Here is a 12219-nt window from a genome sequence, read left to right on the forward strand (position 1 = left end):
CGGGAAATCCGTGAGATTTGCCGAAGAATTTGATATTTGGCATAAGGCTTGCTTTATAGTGATTGCCAATACCGAGAGCGGATCCGCTGTGGTCATTTCGGATCAAAAATGGAGGAATTAATATGAGTCAGTTTACTGGAAAGCCTATTCTTGCCGTGCCACTAGGCGACGCGGCCGGCATTGGTCCCGAGATCATTGCCAAGCTGTGTGCCAACGGCTTTCTGATGGAGCACGCCAAGCCCGTGCTGGTGGGAGATGAGGGTGTGCTCAAGCGGGGTATGCGGGACACCGGTGTTTCCTTTTCCTATACGGTTTTTGGCACGATGGAAGACGCCGTGGAAGAGGCCAAGACGGAGTCCGGTCTGGTTCTGATGGACACCAAGAGCCTAGATGCCTCCAAAGTGGAGTTGAGCGTGGTCTCCGCTGTAAACGGCAAGGAAGAGGCCGATAACCTGGTCATGATTATGGACTACTGCAAAAGGGGCCTGCTGGAGGGCTTCTGCTTCGGCCCGCTGAACAAGGCGGCTATGAAGAACGGCGGCTACCACTTTGAAAGCGAGCATGAGCTCTTTGCCCAGGAACTGGGCGTGATGGACAAGCCCCACGGCGAGATGAACGTGCTGGACGGCCTGTGGACTTCCCGCGCTACCAGTCATATTCCCCTGAAGGATGTCAGCGCTCACCTGACCCTTAAGACCGTGGGCGATGCCATCGACCTGGCTTATGAGACCCTGAAACGGGCCGGCTATGAGGACCCCAAGGTGGCTATCGCCGCCATTAACCCCCACGGCGGAGACAGCGGTACCTGCGGCCGTGAGGAGATCGACGTGCTCCGGCCCGCCGTGGCCAGGGCCAACGCCGAGGGCAGGAACATCGTGGGGCCCTTTCCCTCCGATACCCTGTTTATCCGTGCCTTCAAGGGTGAGTTCGATGCCGTGGTGACCATGTACCATGACCAGGGCCAGATCGCTCTGAAGCTGAAAGGCTTTGAGCGCGGAGTCACGGTGGCTGCCGGCCAGCCCTACGCCATCACCACACCCGCCCATGGTACTGCCTATGACATCGCCGGCACTGGCACCTGTACCACCTCGGCTTTTGAGACCGCATACAAGTTGTGTGCCAAGATGGCCGTTACCGACCGCACCTATCAGAAGCAGTAAAACGGGACAGGCAGACACCTTTTAAATAAAAAAGGGGCCGTTGAGCATGTTGATGCCGGTGGCGGTCCGTCCCTGAAACCGGCTGCCCAGCAGCTCCAGGGTGCAGCGCTGCTCACCGGAGCGGACGAGCCCGGTGTCCACGATGGTGGAGTCGTCCACCGCCAGCACCCGGGCCGCGCAGCGGTCGGCCTCCTGGTACTGGATGGCCCCTTCATACCCGGTGGGGAGGAGGAGTAGCATGGCGGTCAGCGCCAGGCAGAGCACGACGGGGACGTAGTAGCGGCGCTGGGCGGGGTCACGTAGAAAACGCATAGATGGATAAGTACTTTCTGCGCCGAGGCGGATGGGGTGGGGAGACCCCATCCGCCTCGGCTGTATGGAAGTGGGAAAGCAGGAGTTAGGCTACGCCGAGCATGCCGGCCAGCTTGTGATAGATCTGAGTATTGTCGTAGTAGCCGTTGAACTGCCCGGCGTTAACACCGTGGGCCAGCACGGCCACGGGCAGGCCGGTGTGGCTGTAAGAGGTGAAGGAGATGCCGGACCTGTTGTTGATGATGTGAGTGAGGGGGACGCTCAGAGGCTCGTAGGTGCCGTAGAGCACGTTTTCCTCCTGCTCGTACTGGCTGGCAGCGGTGCCGTTGATGCTCTTCTCGTAGGCGGCGCGGAGCTGTCCCAGTTTGTAGTCGGTGAGCACCAGTTTATCGCCCTATAATCAATGTGGCCATTCTAGCAGCAATCCCAGTCAATGAAGCTGGAAGATGCCGCCAGGAAAATGGAAGATAGAATTGAATAGAACTGGCCTATTAAGATTTTCCCAGCGGACACTGGACACAGATCCGCACCAACAATGTCATTGAGCGGCTGAATCGGGGATAGTGTCGAGGATTTTGCGCAAATTAGTTTGCAGGTTCTGGGATGAATGAAGTCAGCCAGCAATGGAGGCGTCCTCAACGGCAACCTCCAGGTGCTTCATATTCATGTACTTTTTGTTGCCCCACTGGGTGCCGGCCACATGGCGCAGCCGGGCACAGACCAGCATCAGTGCAGAGTTACCGTCCGAAAAACTGCCCACTACATGAGTGCGGCGGCGGATTTCCCGGCTCAGCCGTTCAACGACATTATTGGTACGGATGCGGGTTCAGCGTTCACAGGGAAAAACGCAGTAAGTCAGCGTTTCCTCAATGCCATCCTCCACCTTCTTTGCAACCTCTTTCAGCCACATAGAGCGTAGTTGCTCCACTACAGCTTTGGCTTTCTCCTGGGCAGCTTTCTTTATTTCCTTTGAAAGATAGTCATTGGAGCGCCGGGATGGAAACCGCGGTCCCGGTACATTTATTTCCGGCACTATTCTCTGCTAGGCTATGATGACAGCTCTATCGCCTACCTGTGCTCCGTCCCCTCACCACCATACGCCAGCCCACCGGGCTCGTCGGGCGGCAGGCTTGTGAAATTCCGCTCGCCCGCATCAATCCCCCCCTCTGCTGAGCATGCGGATTACTTCTACCCGCCCGCGCTCATTCGGCGTAGCTCCTGTTCCCTATCCAGAGCCAATCCAATTCCCATTCTATAAGCGCAAAAAGCTGGGGCACTCCCCTTTGGGAGTGCCCCAGCTTTTCTCTTCCAAATCCAATTCTCTTACAGCTTGGACAGGGCTGCCTTGTCCGCCACCAGGGTCACGTCGGGGTGGAGCTGCAGGATGGAGGCAGGCAGTCCGGGGGTCACGGGCCCCTTCACCATGCCGTACACCGCATCCGCTTTGTCCACGCCGCTGGCGACCATTACAATCTTCTTCGCGCCCATAATCACGCCCACGCCCATGGTTAGAGCCTGACGGGGCACCTCATCCCGAGAGGCGAAGAACCGGGCGTTGGCCTTAATGGTGCTCTCGGTCAGGTCCACCACATGGGTTGGTACTACGAACTCGCCGCAGGGCTCATTAAAGCCGATGTGGCCGTTACGGCCCACGCCCAGCAGCTGCAAGTCGGCGCAGCCCAGGCTACGGACAAACGCGTCGTAGCGGGCGCACTCGGCCTCAGCGTCCTCGGCCAGACCGTTGGGCACATGGGTGCGCTCGGGCCGCACGTCCACATGGTCGAAGAGGTTATGCTGCATGAAGTAGCGGTAGCTCTGGTCGTGAGAACCGGACAGGCCCTTGTATTCGTCTAGGTTCACGGTGGTCACGCCGGCAAAGGAGATCTTGCCCGCCTTGTACCGCTCTACCAGCCGCTGATAGGTGCCCACGGGAGAGGAACCGGTGGCCAGGCCCAGCACGCACTCGGGCTTCATAATCACCTGAGCAACAATGATACGCGCCGCCTTTTCACTCATCTCATCATAATTTTCCGCCGCATAAATCCGAATCACGGTCTGTTTCTCCTTATTTATATATGATATCTTTTAGATCTTTTAAAGCGGCTCACTGTCCGCCCAGAATATAGCGCTCAATGGCGATGGCGGCACCGTCCTCCATGTTGGAGCCGGTCACGGCATCCGCCGCGTCCTTGACCTCCTGGGGTGCGCTCCCCATGGCCACACCCAGAGCCGCCACCCTGAGCATAGAGATGTCGTTGTCGCTGTCCCCGATGGCCATGGTGTGGGCCGAGTCAACACCCAAAAGTTCACAGGCCATCAGCATCCCGTTGGCCTTTGTAGCCAGACTGTGGGTAATTTCTATACTGTGGGGGCTGGACCATGCGAAGGAGATGGGCGCAGTAGTCAGAAGCCGCTCCGCTTCCGCACGCTGCTCACAGGGCACATAGGGTAGATTGATCTTATCCAGGGCCAGTCCAGGCTGCTCCAGCACGGTGTCTAGGCTGGATACCTCCCGCCCTCTGGTGGTGAGGATGCTGTTCAGGTGAAACTGAAGGCTCTCCGCATGCTCCCGTTGCATATCCCAGCTCTCCCGGGTGAGATAGAGCTGTCCGTCTGCGGACAGCTCCACCGGCTGGCCCAGCTGGGCGGCGATTTCCATGACCCGCCGTGCCACGTCCGTCTCAATATAATGGGTCTCCAACAGCTCCTCGGTGCGGAGCCGACGGATCTCGCCGCCGCTGCACAGGATGCACAGGTCCTCCCACGCCGCTCCGGTGTGGACTGCGGGGGGCAGCATGGCGTACTGCCGTCCGGTGGTGGGTACAATAGCCACGCCCTTCCGGGCCGCTGCGTCCAGTGCAGCGCGCAGCCGGGGGCTGAAAGTCTTATGGTCATCCAGAAGGGCAGTCCCATCCAGATCCATGGCCAGCAGGGAAATCTCCATAAGGGGCACCTCACTTCGCAGAATACGGGAAGAAATCCCGACACAGCATATCATCTTTTCCCACGGGCCGCAACCTGTGCCGGAGGCATAGCGGAGGCCGCGGGCCACGAAAAGGGCCCGCGGTCTGTTATTGTCCGTAGGGAAATGTTCAATCCCGGGTCAGAACAAATTTATCTCCTCTGCAGACACAGTCCGCCAAAAGCAGCCAGGGTTCCGCCAGCCGGCCAATCACATTGACCCGGCCGTCCACAGGCAGGTCGGAGCGGACCAGCTGCACCTCGCCGGAGTAGCGACCGTAGCCGTCGTTGTCCACGGTGATGCTGCCCCGAACTCGGGGCAGACAGTTCTCGGGCTCCACCTGTTTGCCGAAGCAGGAGTACTCTCGGGACTCGGTAAAGCGGATGATCCACGCAGGCGAGTCGGGCCGGCAGGTAAACACCCGGTCATAGAGCCAGTCGCTCTGTTGCTCCAGGTCAGCCGGAAGCTCCAGCACACCCTCCCGGCAATACCGGGCAATACGAGCTTGCTCTCTGGCGGAGATTCCCGGATCGCCCACAAAAATACCGTCCACGCCGAAACGGGCCGCCAGATCGGCAAAGCAGACCGAGGGCGGCAGACTGCGGTGGCGCTCCAGGGTAGGCAGACCCTCATAAATCGGGCCGCGCAGTGCCCCATCACCGGGGATGAAGGCCAAAACCTTCAGTCCCGAGACCTGGAGGGCACGGGTACTCTCCAGGAAAAATTCATCGTCTAGGCCGGTTTCAGGCCGGGGATAGAAGTTGTGCATGGCCATTACCAGCGGCCCAGCGGCGGCAATACGCGCCGCGTCCTCCGGATTGGTGGTGGAGGCGTTGAGCACAACGGGGATTCGGGCCGCCAGGGCGGCAATCTCCTCCACGGAGAAGCCGTAGTCCACCCGCAGGGCCCAAATTCCCATCCGCTCGGCGAGCCGGATCAGGTCCGGCTCGCCGAACTGGGCGACTGTTTTTACAGAGACATCTGCGATAATTCGATACCCATGCCCTCTGAGCCAGCGGCAGGTCTCCTCCGCACGGCGGCAGTAGCTCTCAGAAAACTCCTCGCTGATGTGGAGGGAGAGAAATATGGGCGCACCGCTTCCGGCATTGGCCTCCAGCTCCTCCCGCTGCTGTTCAAAGGAGGTGAGATAGACGGAGAATCCCAGCTGATCAGGCATTGGCCACATCCTCAGCCTTGATGCCAAACCAAGTAATGATGAAGCCCATGATATAGGCGATCACAAGGCCCAGGAAGAAGAAGAGCATCATCATGGGGGTGCGCATCAGGGGCACGGCCACCAGGCCGGAGGGGCCCCAGGCAATGGCCTGGACATGCATCAGCATAACGAAGGCACCGCCAAAACCGGCACCCAGGCCGGCGGTGATGAAGGGCTTGCCCAAAGGGAGGGTGACACCGTAGATGAGGGGCTCACCAACGCCCAGCACACCGGCGGGCAGGGCGCCGATGATGGTCTGCTCCATACGCAGGTTCTTGACCTTCTTGGCCTTGAGCAGGATGGCCAGAGCAGCGCCGACCTGACCGGCGCCGGCCATAGCCAGGCAGGGAAATAGCGTCACGCCGCCCAGCGTCTCAAGCTGAATGGCATAGATGGGGATAAGGCCGTGATGAAGGCCCAGCAGCACCATGGGCAGGAACACGGCGGACATCACGAAGCCGGAGATGATGCTCACAACAGGGTTGGTGGAGTTGATGAGGAAGCTCAGGACATACACCAGACCGTCGGAGATGAAGCCGGTGATGGGCATGAGCACCAAGACATAGATGGTGCCGACGACTAAAAGGGACACCAGAGGGGTGACAATGAGGTCCAGCACATCGGGCACGTGCTTGCGGACAAACTTCTCCACCTTGGCCAGAATCCACACGCCGATGATGACGCCGATGATACCGCCCTTACCGGTGGTCAGCACGGAGTTGAGGGGCTCCACCGCGTCATAGAGACCCAAGGTGGTGGCAATGGTGACAATCTGCGCGCCGATGGACATGCCGCCGATCATACCGCCCATGGCGGGAGTGGCACCGAACACCTTAGCGGCGTTCACGCCGGTGTAGATGGCAAAGTATGTAAGGAATGCGCCGCCGAACAAGGAGAACAGCTGGTTAATTAGGTAGATAGGGCCGGTTGCAGAGGCAATCTGATCAGGCCAGATCTGGCCCATCAGGCTAGCCAGGCCGTTGAACAGACCGGCAGCGATGATGGCGGGAATCATGGGGATGAAGATATTCGCAATAGTACGCAGGCCGCGCTTGAGGGCATTGTCCCTCTGGCCGGCCTTCATGGCGGCCTTATTGGTCTGCCAGTCGTTGTCCGTGCTCATGGTCTGTGCGTTCTGCACACCAGCATCCACTACGAAGATGTCACACACTTTACGGGCCTTACCGGGGCCGAGCACCACCTGAAGGGTCTCATCCTCCACCACGCCCAAGACACCTTCTGTCTTTTTCAGCTTATCGATCTGAGCCAGGGAAGAATCCTTCAGCTGAATACGCAGCCGGGTCATGCAGTTGACCGCGCTGACGACATTGCTCTTGCCGCCCACCAGTTCCAGGATCTTGCGGGAAAGTTCCTGATTTGTCATGTTACACCTCTCCTTTTTTATTGGGGTTACACGCAATCGTTCCGCTGAACGAAACTCAAAAACAGCCGCGGGGCTGTTTTCGCCATGACCAGCTTCCGGCTCACACCGGAATTATCGGATGGCCTCACGGACATGGCCGCGGGCCTTTTCCAGCCGGGCTTCGGCTTCTTCTGCGCCGCAGTCGGCCAGAATCATGGTAATGGCGGTCTTCACGCTACCGCCCGCCGCTGCGATGGTGGCTCTGGCGGTGTCACGGTCCACACCAGTGGTCTCCATGACAATCTTCTCGGCCCGGACATGGAGCTTCTCGTTGGTCTGCATCACGTCTACCATCAGGTTTTGATAGGCCTTGCCCACACCCACCATGGTGGCGGTGGAGATCATATTGAGGATCAGCTTCTGGGCGGTGCCTGCCTTGAGCCGGGTGGAACCGGTGAGCACCTCGGGGCCAACCACGGCCTCAATGGCCAGGTCGGCCGCCTGGCCCACGGCGGAGCCGGCGTTACAGGAGACAGCCACTGTGCGGCAGCCCACTTTACGGGCATAGTCCAAGCCACCCAGCACATAGGGAGTGCGGCCGCTGGCGGCAATGCCCACCACCAGATCATCCTTGCTCAGATTGTGGACCTTCAGGTCGTCCCGGCCCAGGTCCCGGCTGTCTTCAGCGCCCTCAACCGCTTTGATGAAGGCCTTCTCGCCGCCGGCGATGAGCCCCACTACCAGGTCGGGAGACACGCCGAAGGTAGGGGGGCACTCGGCGGCATCCAGCACGCCCAGGCGGCCGCTGGTGCCAGCGCCCATGTAAAACAGTCGCCCGCCCTTCTCCAGGGAGTCAATGGCCCACTCCACCGCCTTTGCGATGCTGGGCAGCAGCGGCTCGATGGCCTGGGGGACTCTAGCGTCCTCACGGTTCATGGCCGTCACAACCTCCAGCGGGGTCATGGTATCCAGATTCATGGTAGCCTGATTGCGGGTCTCTGTGGTCATTGCGTCCAAATTCATGTTCAACGCCCATTCTCCTTCCGCGCCTGAGTGGAGCTGGTGGTACGTTCCGCTCCCGTCCCCTCTAAGCCCGTCCGAAAGCGGAGAAGAGACACTGTATTGCTGCAAGCAACAGCTTTCGCTGTGCATTCATCCTAATAAATCCCGCATTTCATGTCAATTATTTGAGCAGTTTATGGTACATTGTTTCATCGACTGGCTTTTTTTTCTTTTGATCCATCATTTTGGCGAAACTTTCCGGGCTAGAAAGATTTAAATTGTCTGATATGCACATATACATCGAAAAAAGTTTTATTTCTTCCATTGACATATGAAACTTTAGTTGCTATACTGTGCTCGCAAGCAAGTGTTAAATACAAAGCCGCCTGAGTTTTGTGTGCTCTGACGTCCGAGCCAGAAAGTCCTCTGTGCCGGGGTGTTGCCCTGGAAGGAGCGCTGTCTGGAGGGACGTCTTTTTGTTTTTTACGCAGCACAGTCATTTCAGAATCTTGAAAGGAGCGAGCAGTTTAATATGTCTGAGAAAAAGGGGTTTGCCTCCTGGTTCCTGGGCAAAAAAGGCTCCGAAGAGGAGCCCGGTGTGGAGCGTCTGGGCAGCCCTCTGGCCGGAACGGTCGTCGGGATTGAGCAGGTATCCGACAAAACTTTTGCCGATAAGATCCTGGGCGACGGCATTGCCGTTATTCCCTCCGAAGGTAAGGTCTTCGCCCCCGCCGACGGCACGGTGGAGAGCCTGATGGAGAGCCACCACGCGGTATGTCTCCTCACCCTTGGCGGCGCGGAGCTGCTGGTCCATGTGGGTAGAGACACCGTCTCCCTCAACGGCAGGCATTTTGCCGCCCATGTGAAGGAGGGCGATAAGGTCAAGCGGGGCCAACTGCTGCTCTCCTTTGAGAGGGAGGCCCTGCTGGCCGAGGGTTTCGACCTAGCCACCCCCATGGTGGTGAGCAACGGCGACGAGTTCTCTATGGAAAAGGTACAGGACGGCCAGATCCGCCCCGGCGACACCGTCATCACCCTGACCAAAAAAGCCTGACCCACTTCTATATCATATAAAAGAGGTAGTCTGATATGATTCAGTTCCAATACACCATTACCGACCCCAATGGTCTCCACGCTCGGCCTGCCGGCCTGCTGGTGAAGGAGGCCCAGAAGTTCTCCAGCGCCGTGAAGCTGACCCGGGGCGAGAAGAGCGCCGACCTGAAGCGGCTCTTTGCCGTTATGGGCATGGGCGTCAAGTGCGGTGAGACCGTAGAGGTCTCCGTGGACGGAGCCGACGAGACAGAAGCCGCCCAGGCCCTGGAGCAGTTCTTCCGGGAGAACTTTTAATTAAGGAGGCACGTAGCATGACGGTACTGCAAGGCGAAGGCGTGTCCCGGGGTGTGGCCTCGGGCAAACTGCGCTTCCTACGACGGGATGCCCGGGCTCAGCCCCGCCGCCAGGTGGCCGACGCAGAGGCTGAGGTAGCCCGCTTTGACAAGGCCCGGGGGGAAGCTGTGGTTCAGCTGGCCAAACTCTATGTGGAGACTAAGGCCAAGCTGGGTGAGGAGAAATCCCTTCTGTTCCAGATCCATCAGATGATGCTGGAGGATCTGGACTACCGGGACACTGTCACCAGCATAATCCGGAACCAACACGTCAACGCGGAGTATGCGGTGGACCAAACCGCCGCCCAGTTCTCCGAAATGTTTACCCAGATGGATGACGACTATATGAAGGAGCGGGCTGCCGACGTGCTGGACGTGTCTCGGCGGGTAATCCGCCTGCTCACCGGCCAGGAGGACGAGGAGCTGGGCGGCGGCGAGCCCTGCATCATCGCCGCCGACGACCTAGCGCCCAGCGAAACCGCCCGACTGGATCAGAGCAAGGTGCTGTGCTTTATCACCGCCCGGGGCTCCTCCAACTCCCACGCCGCCATCTTTGCCCGTACCATGGGCATCCCGGCGGTGGTGGGGCTGGGGGACAGTCTGCTGGAGGAGTTTGACGGCAGGGATGTGTTTGTGGACGGCGGCTCTGGCGAGGTCTTTGTGGAACCGGACAGCCAGGCCACCGCAGAGCTGGAGGCGCGCCGTGATAAGGAGACGGCCCATCGCCACTATCTGGATGCCTTCCGGGGCCGGGAGGCCATCACCCCTGACGGGCATCGGATTCTGGTGTGCGCCAACATCGGCGCGCCCAAGGATCTGGAGGCCGTCCAGGACGCCGACGCCGACGGCATCGGCCTGTTCCGCAGCGAATTTCTCTACCTGGGCCGGGACAACTATCCCCCCGAGGAGGATCAGTACCGGACCTACCGCCAGGTTCTGGAGGCCATGGACGGCCGCATGGTGGTCATCCGTACCCTGGACATCGGCGCGGACAAGCAGGCCGACTACTTTGAACTCCCCAAGGAGGAGAACCCGGCCATGGGCCTGCGGGCCATCCGCATCTGCCTGGCCCGGCCAGAGGTGTTCCGCACCCAGCTACGGGCACTGTACCGTGCCTCCGCCTATGGAAAGCTGGGCATTATGTTCCCCATGATCACATCCGTCAGCGAGGTGCTGCGGGTCAAGGAGATCTGCGCCCAGGTGCAGGAGGAGCTAAAGGCCGAGGGTATCCCCTTCGATGTGAAGGTAGAGCTGGGCATTATGATCGAAACCCCCGCAGCCGCAGTCATCAGCGATCTGCTGGCCAAGGAGGTGAACTTCTTCAGCATCGGCACCAACGACCTGACTCAGTACACCCTGGCTGTGGACCGTCAGAACGCCCAGGTGGAGTCTTTTTGCGATCGGCACCACGAGGCCCTTCTGCGCCTGATCCGCACCACAGTGGAGAATGCCCACAGAGCAGGCATCTGGGCGGGCATCTGCGGCGAGCTGGCTGCGGATACCACCCTCACCGACTTCTTTATGGAGATCGGTGTGGACGAGCTGTCCATGACGCCCGGCGCCATTCTCGAAACCAAGGCCAAAATTCTGGACAGATAACACTGTCATCTGCAAGAACCATCACAGGGAGGCAAGCCTTATGAAGAGCGCACTGCTCAGGCTCCGGGAGGCCAGAGATTCCCTCAGTGCCACCGAGCGCTCCATCGCCGATTACTTACTCTCACACCCCGAGGAGGCTATGGAGTTGAGCATCCATGAGATGGCTGAGCGGACCTTCTCCTCTCCGTCCACCATGATCCGCATGTGCCACCGCATCGGCTTTGACGGCTACAAGGAGTTTCGCCGTGCGGTGACCTACGAGATGGCTGTGCGCAAGCAGAGCGAGGAGGCGGAGCGGAAAGAGATCGCCCACTCGGACAGCATTGAGGATATCGTCGAAAAGATCACCTACAAGAATATCATGTCTCTGGAGGACACCAAAAACCTGCTGGACGCGGATACGCTCCGGCAGTGTGTGGAGTTACTGCGCAAATGCCGCACCGTGCTACTGTTCGGCATGGGCGCATCCCTCTGTGCGGCTCGGGACGCCTACCTCAAGTTTCTGCGGCTCAACAAGCCCTGCATTGTCAACGACGACTGGCACTCCCAATTTCTCCAGGCCCGCAATTCCTCAAAGGATGACCTGGGCATTGTCATCTCCTACTCCGGCGAGACGGTGGAGATGGTGGAGTGTATGAAGGCCATGCGGGACAACCATACTCCCATCATCGCCATCACCCGCTGCGTCAGTTCTCCTGTGTCCGACCTAGCCGACTACAAGCTCTATACCACGGCCAACGAGTCCACCTTCCGCAGCGGTGCCATGTCCTCCCGCATCTCCCAGCTCAACCTTATCGATATTCTCTATACCGCCTTTGCCAACAGCGAGTATGAGTACTGCCTGGAGCAGCTCTCCAAGACACATATCCGCAAGCCCAGTGCACTCCATAAGCCCATGCTGGAATCTGAAACCCATGGCGCGCCTATTTCCTCCAGATATTAGCCGAATGCTATGGCCACTTTTCCGCCTTTTTCGGTCAAAATGACGTAATTTAGTCATCAACAGAAATAATGTACCAATATTTCTCCGCTTTCTTGATTTATTTTGTTCAGCATGCTACGATTCCCTCAAATATAGCATACTGAACAGTATGCAGGGAAGCGGAGGAATGTTTTATGCGAAAATCTTTTCAGAGGGCGACCGGACTTGTGCTGGCCGCAGCGCTGACCTTCTCGCTGGCCGCGCCCGCCGCGGCCAGGGGGGGGGGGGGGGGGGGGGG

General features: G+C 59.1%; 12 protein-coding genes and 2 pseudogenes. 6 read left to right on the plus strand and 8 right to left on the minus strand.

The features are described 5' to 3' along the window. Positions 1-122 precede the first annotated feature (122 nt). On the plus strand, positions 123-1160 hold the full coding sequence (locus tag ACESY8_RS09835) for a 4-hydroxythreonine-4-phosphate dehydrogenase PdxA (RefSeq protein WP_054339159.1): 1038 nt from the start codon (positions 123-125) through the stop codon (positions 1158-1160). 21 nt (positions 1161-1181) lie between these two features. Here ACESY8_RS09835 and ACESY8_RS09840 read toward each other — a convergent pair whose 3' ends face one another. Both ACESY8_RS09840 and ACESY8_RS09845 read right to left on the minus strand, forming a co-directional pair. Then, on the minus strand, positions 1182-1472 hold the full coding sequence (locus tag ACESY8_RS09840) for a hypothetical protein (protein ID WP_054339160.1): 291 nt from the start codon (positions 1470-1472) through the stop codon (positions 1182-1184). A gap of 85 nt (positions 1473-1557) precedes the next feature. Next, a complete protein-coding gene (locus ACESY8_RS09845; protein WP_054339161.1) occupies positions 1558-1854 on the minus strand; it encodes an alkaline phosphatase in 297 nt (98 codons plus the stop codon). 36 nt (positions 1855-1890) lie between these two features. Between ACESY8_RS09845 and ACESY8_RS09850 the strand changes: the two are divergent. Beyond that, a pseudogene (locus ACESY8_RS09850) lies at positions 1891-2030 on the plus strand (transposase); the annotation flags it as partial. Positions 2031-2085: 55 nt separating this feature from the next. Here ACESY8_RS09850 and ACESY8_RS09855 read toward each other — a convergent pair. From ACESY8_RS09855 to murQ, 6 genes and pseudogenes are all read right to left on the minus strand, one after another. After that, positions 2086-2445 (minus strand): annotated as a pseudogene (locus ACESY8_RS09855) (transposase); the annotation flags it as partial. Between the two features lie 350 nt (positions 2446-2795). Further along, positions 2796-3521 (minus strand): glucosamine-6-phosphate deaminase, encoded by a 726-nt coding sequence (gene nagB, locus ACESY8_RS09860; protein WP_087360811.1) that lies wholly within the window; start codon positions 3519-3521, stop codon positions 2796-2798. A 55-nt stretch (positions 3522-3576) separates the two neighbouring features. Then, entirely contained in the window at positions 3577-4416 is an 840-nt protein-coding gene (locus tag ACESY8_RS09865) for a Cof-type HAD-IIB family hydrolase (RefSeq protein ID WP_054339162.1), read from the minus strand. 148 nt (positions 4417-4564) lie between these two features. Next, positions 4565-5611: a MupG family TIM beta-alpha barrel fold protein gene (locus ACESY8_RS09870; protein WP_226916695.1), complete on the minus strand. Its 1047-nt coding sequence runs from the start codon at positions 5609-5611 to the stop codon at positions 4565-4567. Continuing rightward, entirely contained in the window at positions 5604-7034 is a 1431-nt protein-coding gene (locus tag ACESY8_RS09875) for a PTS transporter subunit EIIC (protein WP_054339163.1), read from the minus strand. Before ACESY8_RS09875 ends, ACESY8_RS09870 begins: the two co-directional genes overlap by 8 nt. 111 nt (positions 7035-7145) lie before the next feature. Next, a complete protein-coding gene (gene murQ, locus ACESY8_RS09880; RefSeq protein ID WP_054339183.1) occupies positions 7146-8036 on the minus strand; it encodes an N-acetylmuramic acid 6-phosphate etherase in 891 nt (296 codons plus the stop codon). A gap of 511 nt (positions 8037-8547) precedes the next feature. Between murQ and ACESY8_RS09885 the strand changes: the two genes are divergently transcribed. Genes ACESY8_RS09885 through ACESY8_RS09900 form a run of 4 tightly spaced genes read left to right on the plus strand, consistent with a single transcriptional unit; the run spans position 8548 to position 11942 of the window. Next, entirely contained in the window at positions 8548-9069 is a 522-nt protein-coding gene (locus ACESY8_RS09885) for a PTS sugar transporter subunit IIA (protein ID WP_054339164.1), read from the plus strand. Positions 9070-9104: 35 nt separating this feature from the next. Continuing rightward, positions 9105-9362, plus strand: a complete 258-nt coding sequence (locus ACESY8_RS09890) for an HPr family phosphocarrier protein (RefSeq protein ID WP_054339165.1) — start codon at positions 9105-9107, stop codon at positions 9360-9362. A 17-nt stretch (positions 9363-9379) separates the two neighbouring features. Further along, positions 9380-10999 carry a phosphoenolpyruvate--protein phosphotransferase gene (gene ptsP, locus ACESY8_RS09895; RefSeq protein WP_087360781.1) on the plus strand — a complete coding sequence of 540 codons (1620 nt, stop codon included), beginning with the start codon at positions 9380-9382 and terminating at the stop codon, positions 10997-10999. A gap of 40 nt (positions 11000-11039) precedes the next feature. Further along, positions 11040-11942, plus strand: coding sequence for a MurR/RpiR family transcriptional regulator (locus ACESY8_RS09900; RefSeq protein ID WP_054339166.1), 903 nt, complete (start codon positions 11040-11042; stop codon positions 11940-11942). Positions 11943-12219: the final 277 nt, after the last annotated feature.

The organism is Clostridium sp. ATCC BAA-442 (assembly GCF_964239415.1).
Taxonomy (GTDB): Bacteria; Bacillota; Clostridia; order Oscillospirales; family Oscillospiraceae; genus Flavonifractor; species Flavonifractor plautii.